Annotated in this window: 16 protein-coding genes and 1 pseudogene; 10 read left to right on the top strand and 7 right to left on the bottom strand. The window is 37.8% G+C overall.

Annotation, left to right across the window (positions count from 1 at the left end):
- Positions 1-53: 53 nt before the first annotated feature.
- Together OQX64_RS01410 and OQX64_RS01405 are read right to left on the bottom strand one after the other, a co-directional pair.
- Positions 54-704, bottom strand: a complete 651-nt coding sequence (locus tag OQX64_RS01410) for an ABC transporter ATP-binding protein (RefSeq protein WP_265817211.1) — start codon at positions 702-704, stop codon at positions 54-56.
- Between the two features lie 272 nt (positions 705-976).
- Entirely contained in the window at positions 977-1276 is a 300-nt protein-coding gene (locus OQX64_RS01405; RefSeq protein WP_265817209.1) for a hypothetical protein, read from the bottom strand.
- 36 nt (positions 1277-1312) lie between these two features.
- Here OQX64_RS01405 and OQX64_RS01400 point away from each other — a divergent pair, with 36 nt between their 5' ends.
- The 7 genes from OQX64_RS01400 (at position 1313) to OQX64_RS01370 (ending at position 7045) form a co-directional block, all read left to right on the top strand.
- Positions 1313-1948, top strand: coding sequence for a hypothetical protein (locus tag OQX64_RS01400; protein WP_265817208.1), 636 nt, complete (start codon positions 1313-1315; stop codon positions 1946-1948).
- Position 1949: 1 nt separating this feature from the next.
- Complete coding sequence (locus OQX64_RS01395) at positions 1950-2246, top strand: winged helix-turn-helix domain-containing protein (RefSeq protein WP_265817206.1); 297 nt, start codon at positions 1950-1952, stop codon at positions 2244-2246.
- A gap of 58 nt (positions 2247-2304) precedes the next feature.
- A complete protein-coding gene (locus tag OQX64_RS01390; protein ID WP_088300748.1) occupies positions 2305-2589 on the top strand; it encodes a hypothetical protein in 285 nt (94 codons plus the stop codon).
- A gap of 22 nt (positions 2590-2611) precedes the next feature.
- Positions 2612-4183, top strand: a complete 1572-nt coding sequence (locus tag OQX64_RS01385; protein WP_265817204.1) for a DUF4173 domain-containing protein — start codon at positions 2612-2614, stop codon at positions 4181-4183.
- Positions 4184-4228: 45 nt separating this feature from the next.
- The gene (locus OQX64_RS01380) at positions 4229-4537 is read left to right on the top strand and encodes a hypothetical protein (RefSeq protein WP_265817202.1); all 309 of its coding nucleotides are present in this window, start codon (positions 4229-4231) and stop codon (positions 4535-4537) included.
- Positions 4538-4784: 247 nt separating this feature from the next.
- Positions 4785-5984 (top strand): ADP-forming succinate--CoA ligase subunit beta, encoded by a 1200-nt coding sequence (gene sucC / locus OQX64_RS01375; protein ID WP_088300752.1) that lies wholly within the window; start codon positions 4785-4787, stop codon positions 5982-5984.
- Positions 5985-6364: 380 nt separating this feature from the next.
- The gene (locus OQX64_RS01370; protein ID WP_265817201.1) at positions 6365-7045 is read left to right on the top strand and encodes an outer membrane beta-barrel protein; all 681 of its coding nucleotides are present in this window, start codon (positions 6365-6367) and stop codon (positions 7043-7045) included.
- Between the two features lie 129 nt (positions 7046-7174).
- Here the strand turns inward: OQX64_RS01370 and OQX64_RS22515 are convergent.
- Positions 7175-8375 (bottom strand): annotated as a pseudogene (locus OQX64_RS22515) (MFS transporter).
- A gap of 104 nt (positions 8376-8479) precedes the next feature.
- On the opposite strand from OQX64_RS22515, the gene OQX64_RS01360 reads away from it, so the two are divergent.
- Together OQX64_RS01360 and OQX64_RS01355 are read left to right on the top strand one after the other, a co-directional pair.
- On the top strand, positions 8480-9037 hold the full coding sequence (locus OQX64_RS01360; RefSeq protein ID WP_265817200.1) for an NADPH-dependent FMN reductase: 558 nt from the start codon (positions 8480-8482) through the stop codon (positions 9035-9037).
- 314 nt (positions 9038-9351) lie between these two features.
- Complete coding sequence (locus OQX64_RS01355) at positions 9352-9954, top strand: outer membrane beta-barrel protein (protein WP_088300756.1); 603 nt, start codon at positions 9352-9354, stop codon at positions 9952-9954.
- A 73-nt stretch (positions 9955-10027) separates the two neighbouring features.
- Here OQX64_RS01355 and OQX64_RS01350 read toward each other — a convergent pair whose 3' ends face one another.
- Complete coding sequence (locus OQX64_RS01350; protein ID WP_265817198.1) at positions 10028-11686, bottom strand: M28 family metallopeptidase; 1659 nt, start codon at positions 11684-11686, stop codon at positions 10028-10030.
- Positions 11687-11751: 65 nt separating this feature from the next.
- Entirely contained in the window at positions 11752-14577 is a 2826-nt protein-coding gene (locus OQX64_RS01345; protein ID WP_265817196.1) for a S8/S53 family peptidase, read from the bottom strand.
- A 122-nt stretch (positions 14578-14699) separates the two neighbouring features.
- Here OQX64_RS01345 and OQX64_RS01340 point away from each other — a divergent pair, with 122 nt between their 5' ends.
- Positions 14700-15533, top strand: a complete 834-nt coding sequence (locus OQX64_RS01340; protein WP_088300758.1) for a M57 family metalloprotease — start codon at positions 14700-14702, stop codon at positions 15531-15533.
- A gap of 95 nt (positions 15534-15628) precedes the next feature.
- On the opposite strand, the gene OQX64_RS01335 is transcribed toward OQX64_RS01340, so the two are convergent.
- A complete protein-coding gene (locus OQX64_RS01335) occupies positions 15629-16072 on the bottom strand; it encodes a PepSY-like domain-containing protein (RefSeq protein ID WP_172406473.1) in 444 nt (147 codons plus the stop codon).
- Between the two features lie 164 nt (positions 16073-16236).
- Positions 16237-18744 (bottom strand): S9 family peptidase, encoded by a 2508-nt coding sequence (locus tag OQX64_RS01330; RefSeq protein WP_265817194.1) that lies wholly within the window; start codon positions 18742-18744, stop codon positions 16237-16239.
- Positions 18745-18893: the final 149 nt, after the last annotated feature.

Genomic DNA, 18893 nt, shown 5'->3' with positions numbered 1-18893 from the left:
TAGAATTGTAAAAAATTGAATTTACTTCTTTGTAATCTACAATTGAATTTGTCTTATACAATTAATCCATCTTTCATGGTTACCACACGATCGCTGGTTTTAGCCAAATGTTCGTTATGGGTAACAATGACAAAAGTCTGCTGAAAATTATCTCTCAAACTCACAAAGAGCTGATGCAAGGCTGATGCATTTTCAGAATCCAGGTTCCCGGACGGCTCGTCTGCCAGAATAATAGACGGATTGTTAATTAAAGCCCGGGCAATTGCAATACGCTGTTGCTCACCACCTGATAATTGATTAGGCTTGTGATTGGCCCTATCTTTAAGACCAAATAAATCTAACAGTTCCAATGCCCTGGTTTCTGCCTGTTTTTTATTGGTTTTGGCAATAAATGCCGGAATACAAATATTCTCAATGGCGCTAAACTCTGGTAACAGGTGATGAAATTGAAACACAAAACCAATATTCTGGTTTCTAAAAGTGCTCAGTAAATCGCCATGAAGTTTGCTGATAATCGATCCTTTTAATTCTACATCACCCTCATCTGGTTTATCCAAAGTGCCCAGAATGTGCAGTAAAGTACTTTTCCCTGCACCAGATGGCCCTATGATACTCACGATCTCTCCTTTTTGCACTTCAAAATTTACCCCTTTAAGGATTTGAAGATTCCCATACGATTTTTTTACTCTGGTGGCTTTTAGCATGCCGTAAAAATAGTTAAAAGTTGCAAGTTTTTGGAAAAGTTTAAGCGGAAAGGTTAAAGCGGTGGGCGGTAAGCGGGGAGCGTGTGGCGGAGAGCAAAAAACTAATCGGTGTAATCCGCTCATCTGTGTAATCATCCCGAAGGTAAGAGCGGAAAACGTGTGGCGGTGAGCGATGAACATAGAAATAATCACAGTAATCCTTCCATCTGTGTAATCATCCCGAAGGTAAGAGCGGAAAACGTGTGGTGGTGAGCGATGAGCATGAAAAATAATCACAATAATCCTTTCATTTGTGTAATCATCCCAAAGGTAAGAGCGGAAAGGGTGTGGCGGTGAGCGATGAGCATAGAAATAATCACAGTAATCCTTCCATCTGTGTAATCATCCCGAAGGTAAGAGCGGAAAGCGTGTATTGGTAAGCGATGAGCATGGAAAATAATCACAGTAATCCTTCCATCTGTGTAATCATCCCGAAGGTAAGAGCGGAAAGGGTGTGGCGGTGAGCGTATGGCGGTGAGTAGCGGCAAAAAATGACAGGTATAATCAAACCAAAATAAATTTGCAGTTATCATTTTATTACTTAACTTTGAAAAACAAAGCACTTTCAAATGAGTAATCAAGAAGAACAATTAAATGCCCTTAAGGATATCAGACAAATGATGGAAAGGTCGTCACGTTTCATTTCTTTAAGTGGTTTATCTGGTGTTTTTGCCGGTGGAATAGCTTTAATCGGTGCTTATTTCGCACATGAGGAAATTGAAAAATTCTTTGCAAAGCGAGGTTACAGTTATGGTGTAGAAGGCGAAATGGACCTTGAGTTTAACTTAATCAAACTCGGATTAATCGTACTATTTGTGGCATTGGCTGGTGGTATTTTATTTACTTATAGAAAAAGCCAGCAAAATAACCTACCCATCTGGGATAAAACATCTAAAGCTTTATTATTTAATTTGATGACTCCCCTGGTTGCCGGTGGTTTATTTATTATCGGTTTACTGATTAATCATCCGGATACCTACAGCATTATTGCTCCAACTTGTTTAATCTTTTATGGTCTTGCACTCATTAATGCGAGCAAATACACCCTTAGAGACATCCGGTATTTAGGCTATCTTGAAGTGATACTGGGTTTAATCTGCATGTTTTATATTGGATACGGATTATGGTTCTGGGCATTTGGCTTTGGTGTGCTCCATATTATTTATGGCCTGGTCATGTACTTCAAATACGAAAGAGGTGCTTAAGATGAAAAATCCGATAGCAGATTTAAATAAAATTTTCGACAGCAGGATCAGGCTGGGTGTAATGTCTATGCTTGTGGTAAACAATGAAATTGGCTTTAACGACCTGAAACAAATGCTGGAACTTACTGATGGCAATTTAGCTTCACATCTAAATACGCTGGAGCAGGCAGAATTTATCAAGGTACATAAAGGTTTCATCGGCAGAAAAACCAGTACTACCTACTCTATTACAACTTTGGGCACGCAAGCTTTTAAAGCACATTTGGATGCACTTGAAAAAATGATCAAAAAGCTATAAACTATTTTTTTTGATCAATCACTTTGAAATACAAAGCACTTTTAAAAAACAAAATGATATGGAACCACAGATTATACCCATTGGAAAAAAGGTCGCCCTTTACTCAGCCGTGATTGGAACATTACTTCTCGTCTCTTACCTCATCAGCAAGGATAATTTATTAATCAAAATAGGTTTTACTTATATTCTATTTGCTATTCTGGTAAATATTTTCATTCTACTGGTATTATTTATAGCCCTTTTTTTACATGAGGCACACTGGAAAAATATTGTGGCAACCATCATTTGTGTTTTGCTCAATATTCCGCTAACAATCTTCTACCTGACCATTATAGCACATTAAAATCACCTGTTAACATTCTATTATGAAAAATAAATCCAACCTCTTGCTCCTTGCCGCCTTATTTGGTGGCCTGCTGTTTAACTTTTTATTCTGGAAAGAAAGACTGGCCCTTAATTTATTCATCTACAGTATTTATATTTTAGCGGTCACCTACTTTAATCCTGACGTAAACAAAAGCACAAAATTTAAAATTTATGGCTTAACACATCTTTTGTCTGCCATTTTGGTAGTGATTAACAATACAGATTTATCTATCGCAACTTATTACATCAGCTTATTGGTATTTATTGGCTTCAGTCACAACCAACAAATCAGAACCGTATTTGCGGCAGGGTTGGCAGCTATTCTTCAAATGATCACAACTCCTTACAATGCCATTAATAACCTGAGTAAAATAAGTATTGGCAATTTTAACCTGAAACCTGTTTTTAGATTAATCAGGTATATTATCATACCAACGATTGTAGTGATCTTTTTTACTTGTTTATATGCTGCCGCTAACGAATTATTTGCACACTATGTAAATACCATTTTAAGCAGCATTTTTAATTTCTTTGAAAGTATTCTTCAATTCTTTTTTGAAGACCTGGACATAGAGCGCTTCTTTTATTTCTGCTTCGGATTATTACTGACAGGTGGTTTATTGTTACCGTTTTTTAATAAAGCCCTGGAAAACGCAGAATTAAAGGCCCCTGAACAATTAAAAAGAATCAGAAAAGAATCGAACCAAAAGACGCTATGGTACCAGGTTATGGAAACGTTTTCCGGCAATTTGTTATCACGCAAAATGGCACTTAAAACCGAATATATTACTGGTGTAATTATGTTTGCAGCACTTAATATTTTATTGTTTTTACTCAACACTATTGATATCAGCACCCTTTGGTTTGGCTATAAACCAGCAGGGAATTTCTCGAGTTTACTTCATGAAGGCACCAATTCTTTGATTTTCAGTATTGTGATGGCCATGGCTGTGATCGCTTATTTCTTCCGGGGAAATTTAAATTTTTACCGTAAAAGCAAAATCCTTAAGTCCCTCGCCTATGCCTGGATGTTTCAAAATGTAATCCTTATTATTTCAGTCTTCATCAGAGATGGATATTACATTGAGTTTTATGGCCTCACACACAAAAGAATTGGCGTTTTAGTATTTGCGCTGCTCTGCATTATCGGCCTGTGCACAGTTTACCTAAAGGTAGCCCGGCAGAAAACTTTATTTTATCTCTTTAGAATTAACGGCAGCGTATGGTTTTTCTTGCTTCTGGCCTTTAGTGTAATAAACTGGGATGTTGCCATTGCAAAATACAACCTGGCACAAAGTCATAACATTTCTCTTGATGCAGATTATCTCCTTTCCCTTTCTGATAAAACCTTACCTGTTTTGGATAAAAACAGATCGAAACTGCACTACTCGCCATCGAAAGTGTATGATGAAAGGGAAATTGCCCAACCTCAAACTGCAGATGACTACAGGAACCAACTGGATGAACGAATTGGCTATTTTAAGACACGTTATGGGGAGGAAGGCTGGCTGTCATGGAATTTGCAGGATTGGAAAGTAGCCAACTACTTTGGAATAAGGCATTCCAATTAAATCACTGTAGCATTCATAATTATAAAACATTAAATTTAATACATCATGACAACTCAACAAACACTCCGATCAGCTAAAATAAGAATAAGGATTATTTTTATTATCACTGGTTTAATTTTAAGTATTCCATTGGTAGCCATGCAGTTTACTAAAGAGGTAAACTGGACAGTTTCAGACTTCATAATCGCAGCAGGATTACTGTTGGGCACAGGCTTAGCAATAGAACTGGTGATCAGGTATGTTAAAACCAATCTTCCAAAAACCATATTATTAGTGGTTATACTCTTGCTTTTGTTTCTCACATGGGGAGAATTAGCCGTAGGAATTTTCGGAACACCTTTTGCCGGAAGTTAGTTAGCCAGACTGCTGCTAATTTAAAGCCTACAATGGTTACACAAAAAAATGAAGATGGAAAGAACTACTTTCTCGGATTCACATAAAACCTTCATTTTCTTTAAAAAATCAGTAAATTCTATTTGTTTAAAGGCTTTAGAATTGTAGCTTTGGGCAAATTTTGTAGCAAATGAACCCGATACTATTAAAATAATTATTTTAATAGTAATAGGCTCCATCTGACAGATAAAGACAAAAATATAAACAGATGAATATTCACGAATACCAGGGTAAACAAATATTAAAAAGTTTCGGTGTTAACGTTCAAGAAGGAATTGTTGCCGATACTCCGGAGCAAGCTGTTGAAGCGGCCAAGCAATTGAAGATCGATTACAACTCTGATTGGGTGGTAATTAAGGCGCAAATCCACGCTGGTGGTCGCGGTAAAGGTGGCGGTGTTAAATTAGCTAAAAACCTTGATGAAGTTAAACAACGTGCTACCGATATTATTGGTATGCAATTGGTTACCCCTCAAACCGGACCAGAAGGTAAATTGGTGAGTAAGATTTTGGTTGCTCAGGATGTTTATTATCCGGGTGCTTCAGAAACTAAAGAATTCTATATCTCTGTATTGTTAGATCGTGCGGCCGGCCGTAACATCATCATGTACAGTACTGAAGGTGGTATGGATATTGAAGAAGTTGCTGAACATACACCACACTTAATCTTCAAAGAAGAAATAGATCCTAAAGTTGGTTTACAAGGTTTTCAGGCACGTAAAATTGCTTTTAACTTAGGTGTTAGCGGTGCTGCTTTTAAGGAGATGGTTAAATTTGTAACCGCTTTATATAAAGCTTATGAAGCAACTGATTCTTCGATGTTCGAAATTAATCCGGTATTAAAAACTTCTGATGATAAAGTAATTGCTGTTGATGCTAAAGTTAATTTAGATGAAAACGCATTATTCCGCCATGCGGATTATGCAGCAATGCGTGATGTAACTGAAGAAGATCCGATGGAAGTGGAAGCCAGTGCTTCTAACCTGAACTTTGTTAACCTTGACGGTAACGTTGGCTGTATGGTAAATGGTGCTGGTTTGGCTATGGCCACTATGGATATTATTAAATTGGCCGGTGGTGAGCCTGCTAACTTCCTAGATGTTGGTGGAACTGCAAACGCACAAACCGTTAAAGCTGCTTTTAACATCATCTTGAAGGACCCTAACGTTAAAGCCATCCTGATTAACATTTTTGGAGGTATCGTTCGTTGTGACCGTGTTGCGCAAGGTGTGATTGATGCTTATCAGGAAATCGGAAATATTCCTGTGCCAATTATCTGTCGCTTACAAGGTACAAATGCAGAAGAAGCTAAAAAATTAATTGACGAGTCTGGCTTACAGGTTTACTCAGCAATTGCATTGAAAGAAGCGGCAGATTTAGTGACCAAAGTATTGGCTGAAAAAGCATAATTAAAAGTAAAGTTAAAAGCTAAATGACGAAAGCAAAAAGCTAGGTTATATTTAGCATCATTATATTAGACAGCCTGTTCATCAATGATGAACAGGCTGTTTCGTTTTATATCTAATAATTTTTTGGCTGGTGAGACACCAACCAATGGATGATCTCTTAACCTACTGGTGGTGCCTTACCCAATAGACTAAGTTTGCTCGGTCAATTTATTATATTTTTAATTTGATTTTTCTCTTATGATTTTTATTTGGTGAGATACTTGTTTGATAGGTACAAAGTATCATACCTATAGGTTTTAAGCATGTAAATAAAACCAGCTATTGGTGTAGTTTTTTAATTTTTTTATTGTATTTTGTAGGACACAAAAACACAAATGAAAATGAAAAAACAACTACTATCGCTGGCTATGCTATGCGCTGTTGCATTTGCCTCAAATGCACAAACAGAAAAGGGAAACAATTTAATTGGCGGAAGCATCTGGTATAGCAAGGATAAACGAACCCCGGACAATCTTACGGCCTTAAATTCACTAAATTCAACGACCTATGGCATCACTCCCCGTTTTGGCCATTTCGTAAGTAAAAATCTGGCAATAGGTTTGAGCGTTGGTTTTAACAGAAATAAAAATCTCAATGAATCAATCTTTTATACAGGTAATAATACACTAATCACCAATTCTGAAAATAAAAGCAACAACTTCAATGTCGGCCCTTTTGTAAGGTATTATATCAATATAATCGATAAATTTAAATTTTTTGGTCAGGCTAATGCATTAGTTGCTTTTGGAAAGTCTGTCTCGCAAGATGGTGGATCCCTTACGGTTATTCCGCGGAGTACCAAATACAAAACTACAGCGTATTTGGCAGCGGTTAGCCCGGGTTTTGCATTTTTCCCGACAAGGCATTGGGCATTCGAGTTATCTCTCCCTTTACTCTCCTATAACAAGTACAAGATGAAAGATGACGGAAATAATATAAATTCTCAGGCTTATAAAAATGAAAGCTTTCAGTTTGGATTCGATTCATTTAATCCCAGTATAGGATTGAATTATCACTTTTAATATAAAAAGCTCCGTCTTGCTGAAAGGTCGGAGTTTTTTACTACTCGTTAATGCCTCATCAACGAGTAGTAAAAAAGTATTATTAAAACACTTATTTCCTATTACAATACTAATTATTCCTATTTTATATTACTTTTTCTTAGTCTCAATATTCGGCAAAAAGCCGGTCAGTAAACCAATCAGCGGGAGAAAAGCACAAATACTAAATACATAAGCTATTCCTTTCGAATCTGCCAATTTACCCAATAAGGCAGAACCTATTCCCCCCATCCCGAAAGCAAAGCCAAAGAATAAGCCCGCCACCAGGCCCACTTTTCCCGGAATCAATTCCTGTGCATAAACTAAAATGGCAGAAAATGCTGAAGCTAAGATCATCCCAATTGGAACGATCAACACTCCTATCCAAAACAAATTGGCATGAGGCAGTAACAGTGCAAAAGGTGCTGTCCCTAAAATGGAAGCCCAGATGACATATTTTCTCCCGATTTTATCCCCTATTGGCCCACCCAGTAAAGTCCCTGCAGCTACGGAAAACAGAAAAATAAACAGGTAGATCTGAGAAGTCTGCACCGAAACCTGAAATTTTTGGATCAGATAAAAAGTGAAATAATTGGTCAAACTTGCCATATAGAAATATTTCGAAAAGATTAAAAGCAATAAAATAGCGACAGAAAAAATTACTTTACTCCGAGAATTGGCTCACTTCAGTTTGAATGACAACTTTCTTACTTCTGGCAATCATAAAACCTTTATACCAATTGCCTACGTAACTTAATATAACAATAGCCAAAAGTGCAATTGCCGAAAACCAGATCACACTAAACTGACCATACGGCACGATGATCCATGCAGCCAGCAGTGGCCCTAAAGAACTACCAGCATTTCCTCCCAATTGAAAAACAGATTGTGCTAAACCTCTTTTCCCTCCCGACGCAGCATGCGCCATTCGGGAAGCCTCTGGGTGAAATATGGACGAGCCAATACCAATAAAGGCAACAGAAATGAGCATGGTATAAAAATGAGCTGATTGAGAAAGTGTAATCAATCCAATCAGCGTGAAACCCATCCCCACGGCTAAAGAATAAGGCTGAGGCTTTTTATCGGTATACAAGCCCACAAAAGGTTGCAGCAATGATGCCGCCATTTGAAAGGTTAGTGTTATTAATCCAATCTGAGAGAAGCTTAAACGATAACTTGTTTTGATAACAGGATAAATCGCAGGAATTAAGGATTGAATGGTGTCGTTTAACAAATGAGAAAAACTCAGGGCAAACAAAATAGGGAAAACAGTTTTTTCTATAAGAGGAGAAACGCTATTATTTTCTGACATATATATTTAATAAATGAATTGCAACAACTATTATTAATCTTTAATCATAGTGTAGCTACATAATAAAGAAAAAAACTTTTATAGGCAACCTCCGTTTAATAAATATGGAAAAAAATAAAAAAATAATCGGCCTGTGCGGGAGCCTTCGCAAAGGTTCCTATAATGAAATGTTGCTAAAAGTAGCGGGTGGCTTGTTACCTGAAGGTGTTGATTTCGAAATTGTAAGATATGATGATATTCCTGTTTACAATGAAGATCATGATACACCGAAAGCAAATGAACGACCGGCAAGCGTAACTAAATTCAGGGAATTGCTCGGTATTGCTGATGCATTTATCATCGCATCGCCAGAATATAATTATTCTATTCCTGGCGGATTGAAAAATGCCATTGACTGGGCCAGTCGTGGAAAGGATAGTCCGCTCATGCATAAACCTGTTGCCGTTATGGGGGCTACACAAGGTCTTTGGGGTACAGTAAGAATGCAGGCTGCATTTCTTCCGGTATTTACCTTTTTGAATATGAATCCGGTTTTACAGCCAGAAGTATTAATTGCCCAGGCTCAAAATAAATTTGATGAAGCTGGAAACTTAAACGATGACATGGCATTAGACTTAATTAAAAAGAAACTAGCACATCTGGTTTCCGCCAGCAAAGTATAATAATAACGCCGACATTCCTAAAAGTGCTGCCATAATAACAGTTAAAAAAGCTGACATTTATGCCAAAAAAGTCAGATTGTCAACTTTTTTAAAGCTAAAAATTAATCAATTGATTAATTTTTAGTCACACAAAAATAATAATGATTTAACCCCTATTTTATATATCGTTATCAATTAAGCAGTTAATATAAAACTGATTTTTTGATGACGATATGATATTTTATTGGCATCGATATTGACTTTTAACCAAATATAGTCAGAAATTAAAAAAGTAAAATTGACTATATTTTTAATAACAAATAAATAATAAAACGATGAAAAAATTATTATTATCATTAGTTGCAGTTGCAGGTTTAGTTTATGGTGCAAATGCACAAACTGAAAAAGGAAAAGTGATGTTGGGCGGAAGTGTAGGTTTCAATTCTACAAAAGTAGAAGGCGCTGCAAAATCTGATGTCAGCTTTAACATTGTACCAAATGTTGGTTATTTCGTAAGTGATAACTTTGCTATTGGTACAGGTGTTGGTTATACATCAGATAAAGAAGTAAGCAGAAACAATATCAATCAGGCATTTAAAGTAGCACCCTTCGGTCGTTACTATGTTAACTTATCAGATCAGTTTAAATTCTTCGGTCAGTTATCTGTACCAATGGAATTTGGAAACAACAAATTTGTAGATAACAATGGTGATACCGGAGCTAAAATTGGAAAAACGACAGAAATTGGTGTTAACCTTGCACCAGGTTTTGCTTTCTTCCCAACCAAAAGAATTGGTATCGAAGTTTCTGTTAACGGTTTAGGCTACACTAACCTGAAAGTTAAAAATGAAGTTACAGGCAATGAAATCACAACTAATTCTTTTGGCTTAGAGGCAAGTACCTTAGCACCAAAATTAGGCGTACAATTTCACTTTTAGTATTTTTACTTAACACTAAAATAATTAACTTTTTTTTATAGCGCATCCCGATTTAAAGTCGGGATGCGCTTTTTTATTTCTTTTCTCTTATGGCTTTAAATTCTGAACCTGCTTTCCATTTTGGATAAACGTCTTCATTGCTCAGGCGATAACCTAAATCAAAAACCAATCTTACATCTTCCACAATTCCGGATAAATCCCAGGTTTTTGCATCGAAATTATCCTGAGGAGAATGATATCTGAACTTGGTAAAGTCTGCTACCTGTTTTAAGCCCCATTCTCTTCCATTTTTCATATTATCTACACCAGAACCCATAAATAGAGATGGCACCCCCACTTTAGCCAGGTTAAAATGATCAGATCGGTAATACAATCCTGAAGATGGAACGGGATCAGGAACGACTACCCTACCCTGCTTTTTCGCTGAAGTTACGGCATAATCTTCCAGTTCTGACTGACCAAAACCATACACCACAATATCTTTCGTTTTGCCAGCAATGCCCATCATATCCATATTAATATTCGCTACTGTTTTAGCCAATGGGAAAACCGGATGTTTGGCATAGTACTCAGATCCCAAAAGTCCCTGTTCTTCAGCAGTATAAGAAATAAATAAAATGCTTCGTCCTGGTTTATTTGGCAACTTTTTAAATGCTGTTGCCAGTTCTAATAAAGAAGCAACTCCTGTGGCATTATCTACCGCACCGTTGTAAATGGAGTCGCCCTTTACCTTTTCACCAATACCTAAATGATCCCAATGGGCAGAATATATAATGGCCTCATCCTGACGCTTACCTCCCGTTACTTTTGCCAGCACATTGTAGGACACCGATTTTTTGATCTTGTTTTTAACAGTCAGCGAAGTGGTTAAACCTAAATCAACAGCCTTAAAGCCTTTCTTCTTTGCCCTAGCCATTAAGTCATCACTTTGCCCTGCCATTTTAAAAAGTGATTTTGCCTTGTCTAAGCTGATCCAGCCCTCAATCGCCGTTCTGTTCATGCCATTATCTGCCGATTGCAGGTTGAGTTTTGATTTAGACCATCCACTTCTTACCACACTCCACGGGTATGCAGCAGGCTCAGTATCGTGAATGATCAGTACTCCAGCTGCACCCTGCCTGGATGCCTCTTCAAATTTATAGGTCCACCGACCGTAATAAGTCATATTTTTGCCTTTAAACAAGGTAGAATCTGCAAAACCTGGATCGTTAATCATCACCACCACAGTTTTACCTTTTACATCCAAACCTTCGTAATCATTCCAGCCATATTCTGGTGCCACGATTCCAAAGCCTGCAAATACCAAAGGAGAATTAGCGATACTTACCTTCTCTTGTAGCCTTCGCGATCCCGCAACAAAATCAGTCAGGTAATTTAAGCTTAAAGAACCAGATTTACCTTTAATCAACATCTGATCTTCCGGCACCGATTTTATCTCTACCATGGGTACTTCCTGAAAATAACTATCCCCGTTTCCAGGTTCGAGACCTAATTTTTCGAATTGAGTTTTTAAGTAGTTTATGGTTTTGGTTTCACCATTGGTAAAGGGCTTCCTACCTTCTAAACTATCTGCGGCAATAACAGAAAGGTAGTGGGTCAGGCTGGAATCGTTAATTGCTTTTACAGAAAGTGAATCAGGAGAAGTGCTGCTTTTTTCGCTTCCTTGCTTGCATGATGTGAGCAAAAGAAGTGCACAACCTGATAAGAATATCGCTTTTTTTATCTTAATCATGTTTTGAAATTACAAAGAAATTAGCAAAAGCGGGGATAAAAACTTATCCTTAACTATTTAAGCATTTATCTTTTAATCAGTTTAATTTTCTTTACCTGCTCACCATTTTTATTAATTACGCCTACATAAACGCCGGTAGCCAGTGCAGATAAATTAAAGCGGTTCGTACTTGCTGCCCTTTCTTCAAAAACTTTCTGCCCTAAAATATTAAATACTGAAAGACTATAATCTTCAAACGAGCCACTTAAAACTGTTAAGTAGTCTGTTACCGGGTTTGGATAGAAAGAAAATTCATCTTCCTTAAGAAAGGTGACAGCAACCAGATCACTAGCGACATTTCCAGCTGCTGTTTCAAAGGTTACACGGTAAAATTGTATTCCAGACTTAGGCTTATCATCAAAAACAAAGTAGTTCAAAACATTATTTCCTGGCTTTGTTTGTTGGAGAGCGGTATAAGTATTCACGCCTGTTTGTTTCTCCCAAATAATATTTTTAATACCCAGAGTGGTTCCAATACTGAGGTCAAGTCTTATTTTATTATCTGCGGTAGTGGATGCAAATAAACTTCTCACATAACAGGCTACACCTTGCTGTGTATAATCTATTGTATAACTCTTCAAACCGGTAAAACCCGATCCATTTGCTGCAACTGCAAAGTATTTACCAGGAATACTGCCCGTATTTAGCTTAACTAAAGTATCAGCAACAGTTAAAACCGGCGATAAAATATTATTGATGATACTATAAATTGTATAATCTTTGGCACCAGCTTGAGGATTCCAATTTAAAACTACCCCATCGGCGCATACATAACCTACATTTAATACTTTGGGAGAGGATATTACAAAACTTTGACTAGAAACCACCTCACTGCCTATTTCCATTTTAACGATGGCCTTCGAAAATAAATCTGGTGTGCCCCACTTATAAAATCCTTTTGCTAAATTAACGTCCGCACCTATCAATTTCCAACTCAAACCATCATCGTAACTCACCGAAATTTTACCTGTTTTCTCAGAATAGGTATTTTCCCACCGGATATAATTATCTTCATTGGCAAAAAAGAAAACATCTTTTCCTGGTGTGATAAAAGAAAAAGTGTTTTTAAATTTATATTGATAAGCCAGGGCAAAATTTTGCTGGGCACCTTGCGTAATGCGGTCGCCTTTTACATGAATGCTGAAGTTTCCTTCCTGTGGATGATCAATACTCAGCTGCTGAATAGTATTAATCAGATCTGCTTTTCTTTTTGCAGGTAACGCAATCGAATCCAGATTAGACGCACTGCTTAATACCCAGGGAAGCGTGATTTCTCCCGAAGGACTTTCCATACTTAGATCCAAACCATTAACCAGGCTTTGTACCGCATTTACTGCTGCCGCAGGGTCATTCCAGGTGATGGTAAGTTTCACCTCAGCAACATTTGCAGGAATAGTAAGCGGAACAATTAAATCTTGCCCCCTGGCAACACTATATAATGCCACACGATTTTCATCAATGGTTTTTAACGATTGAGCTACGTTCAATTTCCCGTAACCAAAAACATAATCAACCTGTGGCGCACCCAAATCATCAGCTGAGTTTATCAGGGCTGCCCTGATTAAGGCAGCGGAAGGTGCTTTACCAAATTTCTGATGATAAAACTGCTCCAGCAAGGCTACTGATCCACTGCTTATGGCAGCAGAACCTGAGGTACCATCCTCGCCTAATGCAACTAGCTCAGGCTTTACCCGTCCATCATACGCCGGGCCTTTACTACTTAGATTTTCAGAAACATTCTCCCGGTTAATCCCCCCGATGACCAGTATATTTTTGGCCTGTTTAAAATTCCCGGTTAAATTGGCGCGGGCCGTTAAGCCCTGATAAAAACCACTAGCCGGGGTTAGCGTACCACTGTTACCAGCAGAAAAAACATGCATTAAAGTATCAGTTTCAAAAACCTGCTGATCGTACGCCGCTGCTTCAATGCCATAATTATTATCGATTCCTGTCCCGTATGAATGATTTTGCACTCGGATCTGAAGGCGACTTAGTTCAGTCAATTGATCAGGCAATAAGCGGTCAAAACTGGAAAATGCCAGTTTAGCTGCTGGTGCTGCACCAAGTCCGCGGATAAATGAATTGCCATTCCCCAGGGCAAGTGTGGCCATTGTGGTGGCATGTGAAGTTGCTGTACCTCCGGTAGTAGCTCCTGAAACTGTTTTTCCTAAAAGATCTAAATCCGTTATATCATACATGTCTTCTTTAAAAGAAATATTGATTCCGGTTCCGTTAAGACCAGGAAAAAGATCCCGGACATTGCTGATCTGATTCAGGCCCAGATCCAATCCATTAATCACCACTTCAGGCCTGGCAATTGGGATAATATCAGCATATAATATCTCGTCAAGGGCCAATACTTCAAGCAAATCATCAGGCAGAATCTTAATGGTATAAATGGCATGCTGCTGATCTACAGAAATTATACTTAACTGTTTTAATACTTCCTGAATCATACCGGTACTTTTAAGCGCAAGCCTCACGGTTATTGAATCGCCTTTTCTATTATTTTTTTGAAGGAGACTCATCAAGCCGTCGCTGGCTTTCCATAAACCATTTGCCGGCGCCTGAAAAACCACCCCTTCGGTGAAGGAGGAAATATCACTTTTGCGCACAATAAAACAATCTGCAGTGAGCTGTTTTTCAGGGCGCATTTTCTGAATCTCTCTGGTGCTTAAAGGGTGATCAAACCTGACGATCAAAGCCTCATTTACCCGAAATTCGTTCTTATTTCTGTTGGAAGAAATAAATTTTTGAACTTTTTTTTCTACACCACCAGGTTGTGCATATGCATTTAAATTAAATACACAGAGAAAAAAACATATTATTAAATATACAGTATTGACTTTCAAGAAATATTTTATTGTAAAATTTTGTTTACATCATAATAGTTCCCTAAATTAGCATTTATAAGGTAATTCGCAAATTATATTAACTAACTTATCTAATAGTCCCAAATTAAAACTAAACTAAAATGAAAAGAACCAAATTTTTATCAGTTGCAGCGGCATGTTTACTGCTCTCAAGTTTATATTCTTGTAAGAATAGTAATACAGAAAATGCAGTAGAAAACAAAACTGATATTTCAACCAGCACTTTAGAAAAAGTTAAATCTCTAGGATTTAGTACCGAAAACATTCGCAAAACCAGCGAAGGTTATTTGGTAGAAGGCGACATCCTTTTAACAGAAGAGAATTTAACTGAAGCATCTTCAGGCGCTAAATTGAGTATTGCTGAAACTGAGCAGTACCGAACCACCAATGTAGTAACATCATTACCTCGCGTAATTACGGTATCAGTTACAAATTTACCTCAGGTATACAGTGATGCTGTAAATACCATGATTTCCAGATATAATTCATTAGGCTTAAGAATCACTTTCCAAAGGGCAAATGCAGGTACCACCGGAAATATTAATGTGGTTGGTTTTAATGAAGGTCCAAGTGGAGGCTTTATCACCCTGGGTTCAGCTGGTTTTCCTACCTCTTCAGGCAATCCTTATAACCAAATCAGAATGAACACCAATTCTGCTGCTTATGGTTCAAACCCAAATTTATTATACCTTGCTTCTGTGATCCAGCACGAAGTAGGTCATTGCATCGGCTTCCGTCATACCGATTACATGAACCGTGCATTTAGCTGTGGTGCAAGTGGTGCAGGAAACGAAGGTGCATCAAACGTTGGCGCGGTATTAATTCCGGGAACACCATCCAGTCCTGATGCAGCATCTTTCATGTTGGCTTGTTCAAATGGAGGTAACCGCACATTTAACTCTAATGATGTTGTTGCCTTAAACTACATTTACTAAAAAAACCATTGCGAATTACCTTATTTAGAGCTCCGGATAAATCCGGAGCTCTTTTTATTTTAGTAAAACCTGGTGCTAAGCGATCTGTGAACGGCTTAATCAGCAAGTTCTTTAATAAATTTACCATCAGCACTGTACCAAACGTTAACATCTGGCGTACCTTCTATATCTACCTTATAGGTTATTTTACCTCCTGTGCTAATCCAATCCACATCATCTATTCTTCCCTGAGGATATTTCGCCTTAATACTTTTAGCAATGGCCGCCGGAAGCTGGTTGTTCGGAATATCTTTTTCGAATGAAATAATTTTCCCCGTAGCAGCGTATGTTGCACTGTGATCGGTTTTACCTAAATCAAAATCTACTTTATAATCTGCACCTTTCTTTTCCCAATCTACATCGGTAGCTTTTGGATATGCTTTTGCAAAAGCGGTTTTCACAGCTGCCGGAACATTTTTACTATCTATATCCTGGGCTAGACTATTGGCTATTCCTCCAACCAGAAGAAACACTGCCATTGTAATACCTTTATTATTCATATTAAAATAACATGAGAAAATAGTAATTGTTTCGCGCTTGAATTGGTACCGCGGGCAATTAAAACTCATCCTCATATCGTTTTCTGGGAGAAATTAAGCCAGGATTTTTATAAAAAAAATGGCCTGCAGTATCTACAGACCATTAAAATGTATTCGTATTATATTTATTTTCCGGTTTGTTCAATATCCCGGTCCATTTCTACCAGGTCAACATCTCCCGGTTCAGAGAAATCGCCTATCAGGTATTTATTAAAGTGATCGGCTAATTTCCAGAAAGCATATTCGGTCATGTCTCCAAAACCGTGTCGCTGACCAGGAATAATCAGAAAATCAAACCGTTTACCAGCTTTCATCAAGGCATTGGCCACACGGATTGAATTGGCCGGGTGCACGTTGTTATCTACATCGCCATGCATCAATAATAAATGGCCTTTCAAATTTTTAGCTAAATCAGGATTTTTATCAATACTATATTTAAAGGAAGTATCTCCTTTTAAAGAAATGGTTTCTTTTACGCCGTGGTGTTTTTCACTCCACCAACGGTTATAAATGCTGTTATCATGGTTACCTGCATTCGAAACCGCGGCTTTAAAGAAATCAGGATAAACCAACATGGCTGCTGTAGACATGAAACCACCACCAGAATGCCCTGTAATACCTACTTTTGATTCATCAATAAAAGCATATTTAGCTGCCAGTTGTTCAATAGCGGTTTTCTTATCTGCCAATCCATAATCACGAAGGTTACCATAACCATAAGTGTGGTACCATTTGGAACGCGATGGATTGCCACCGCGGTTGCCCACAGTAATGACGATATATCCAAATTGTGCCAGGCGCTCCGTACGATCCATGCTTTTGCTAAACGCCTTATTTACGGCTTCGGTTTGTGGCCCCGGATAAACATATTCAATGATCGGATATTTCTTCTTCGGATCGAAATCAAATGGCTTGTACATTACACCATATAAATCAGTGATGCCATCATCAGCCTTAACTTTAAATGGCTCAGGGTATTGATAGCCCGCAGCCATTAATAAAGAAAGATCAGCGGTTTCCAGGTCCATTACTTTTTTGCCATTCCGATCGTAAAGCGTAGATTTTGGCGCCGTATTTACCCTGGAATAGTTATCTACAAAAAAGGTATTGTTATCATTCATAAATGCCGCATGGTCAAAATCACCGGCATTAAGCAGCTTCATATTTGAACCATCGAAATTGATACGATACAAATGCAAATAGTATGGATCTTCTTTCCCTTCTCTCCCATTGGCTGTAAAATACAACATACGGTTCTTTTCATCTACATTTACAATGCTTTCACAATGAAAAGCACCTTTCGTAATTTGATTTTTAAGTTTGCCAGTGCCATCAAAAAGATAGAAATGCGCCCAGCCATCACGCTCACTCCAGTGGATAAGTTCTTTACCATCATTTACCAGACCCGGACGGTTCACTTCCACATAGGTATTGAAACGCTCATCTATTATTGGCGTTACTTTTCCTGTAGCAATATCAATGGTTCCGATATCAATTCTTTTTAAATCACGACTGGTGCGTGAAAAATAGAAGCGACTGTTATTTCCCAGCCATATGGAAGGCCGGAACTCATTATCACGGTCTTTAGCTAAAACCGGCTTGCTCCATACGGATACACTCTGATCTTTAAAAGCCGAAACATTTAACTTTTTATAACTTTTTGCCATGAAATCAAAAAGCAATACTTCATCCTGCGGGGCCTCCATTTCTCCCGGCATCTGATATTTATAAGTTTCGAGTGTTGGCCGCCCCGGAGTAACACTATTAATCACCCAAAGATCTTTTACCTTTCGGGAATCAGTCCTATCTAAAACAAAATATTTTGAATTTGGCGACCAAAGCACATAAGCTGCTCTTCTTTTTTTGTTATTCTTTTCGTTTTCTACATTGTTTTCGCCATCGCCATCACTTCCATAAGAATAAAACTTAACGCCATCCTTTGTTAGCTGATGTTCTACAATGGTGCTGTCCTCATCATTTTTAACCGCTTTTTTATAATTTTCTTTATCCATCCAGTAGAGGTTATAGTTACGCGAAAATATAATGGCTGATGAATCCGGTGCGACTGAACCCCAATCTGGCTTTGGCTTAGGCTTACTAAAGTTCGGCACTTCCGTTAGTTTTGATGAAGCTAGCTCATACTTAAAGGAGTAGACCTTCTTCTGCATAGAATCAGCAGCCTTCTTATCTTTACGATCTTTTTTTAATTCATCAACAGAACTTTTCACCTCGAATGAAATGCTTTTCTCATCCGCGGCAAATTTTAAATTTTCCAGCGGTAAATGTTCCGCATCAAACGGATCGCGCACAATTAGCGTAATCTCAGCAGCCAGCTTTGCATTATCAAACAACTGCTTTTTAGTTTTAGAGGCAGGATCTACCAGATACCAGAATTTCCCCTTCGGACTTTCAAAAGTGTACCAAAAGCGGTTGCTTAATTTTAACCAATGTGGATCAACAGCAGTTGAATACACCATTTTTTTTAACTTGTTTGGCGAAAAACGCGAGGCAAGCTGGTAATTTGCTTTGGGTTGTGACTGAATATTCTCCGTGATGGTAAAAGTTTTGGTTTGTGCGAAGACAGTTAGCGACAAAAATTGTGCACAAAAAAGTAATTTGTAAATTTTATTCATTAATAAAGGTTTGGAACGGCTAAATTATTTAATAAAAGCCAATTATAATGGTCGAAATTTGTAATAAAAGCGTTATTGATAAAGAAATTCAGGCTACAAATATTTTATTAACAAGCGATTATTTGATAGGTAAATACTTGGTAGAATTT

The sequence above is a fragment of the Pedobacter sp. GR22-10 genome (assembly GCF_026239715.1).
Lineage (GTDB): Bacteria > Bacteroidota > Bacteroidia > Sphingobacteriales > Sphingobacteriaceae > Pedobacter.
The sequence above is the reverse complement of the archived record's forward strand: the minus strand, read 5'-3'. Positions and strand labels throughout refer to the sequence as shown.

Excerpts from the sequence above, each read along its gene's own strand:
- OQX64_RS01410 (WP_265817211.1), bottom strand. The coding sequence starts at position 704 with ATGCTAAAAGCCACCAGAGTAAAAAAATCGTATGGGAATCTTCAAATC.
- OQX64_RS01405 (WP_265817209.1), bottom strand. The coding sequence starts at position 1,276 with ATGATAACTGCAAATTTATTTTGGTTTGATTATACCTGTCATTTTTTG.
- OQX64_RS01400 (WP_265817208.1), top strand. The coding sequence starts at position 1,313 with ATGAGTAATCAAGAAGAACAATTAAATGCCCTTAAGGATATCAGACAA.
- OQX64_RS01395 (WP_265817206.1), top strand. The coding sequence starts at position 1,950 with ATGAAAAATCCGATAGCAGATTTAAATAAAATTTTCGACAGCAGGATC.
- OQX64_RS01390 (WP_088300748.1), top strand. The coding sequence starts at position 2,305 with ATGGAACCACAGATTATACCCATTGGAAAAAAGGTCGCCCTTTACTCA.
- OQX64_RS01385 (WP_265817204.1), top strand. The coding sequence starts at position 2,612 with ATGAAAAATAAATCCAACCTCTTGCTCCTTGCCGCCTTATTTGGTGGC.
- OQX64_RS01380 (WP_265817202.1), top strand. The coding sequence starts at position 4,229 with ATGACAACTCAACAAACACTCCGATCAGCTAAAATAAGAATAAGGATT.
- sucC (WP_088300752.1), top strand. The coding sequence starts at position 4,785 with ATGAATATTCACGAATACCAGGGTAAACAAATATTAAAAAGTTTCGGT.
- OQX64_RS01370 (WP_265817201.1), top strand. The coding sequence starts at position 6,365 with ATGAAAAAACAACTACTATCGCTGGCTATGCTATGCGCTGTTGCATTT.
- OQX64_RS01360 (WP_265817200.1), top strand. The coding sequence starts at position 8,480 with ATGGAAAAAAATAAAAAAATAATCGGCCTGTGCGGGAGCCTTCGCAAA.
- OQX64_RS01355 (WP_088300756.1), top strand. The coding sequence starts at position 9,352 with ATGAAAAAATTATTATTATCATTAGTTGCAGTTGCAGGTTTAGTTTAT.
- OQX64_RS01350 (WP_265817198.1), bottom strand. The coding sequence starts at position 11,686 with ATGATTAAGATAAAAAAAGCGATATTCTTATCAGGTTGTGCACTTCTT.
- OQX64_RS01340 (WP_088300758.1), top strand. The coding sequence starts at position 14,700 with ATGAAAAGAACCAAATTTTTATCAGTTGCAGCGGCATGTTTACTGCTC.
- OQX64_RS01335 (WP_172406473.1), bottom strand. The coding sequence starts at position 16,072 with ATGAATAATAAAGGTATTACAATGGCAGTGTTTCTTCTGGTTGGAGGA.
- OQX64_RS01330 (WP_265817194.1), bottom strand. The coding sequence starts at position 18,744 with ATGAATAAAATTTACAAATTACTTTTTTGTGCACAATTTTTGTCGCTA.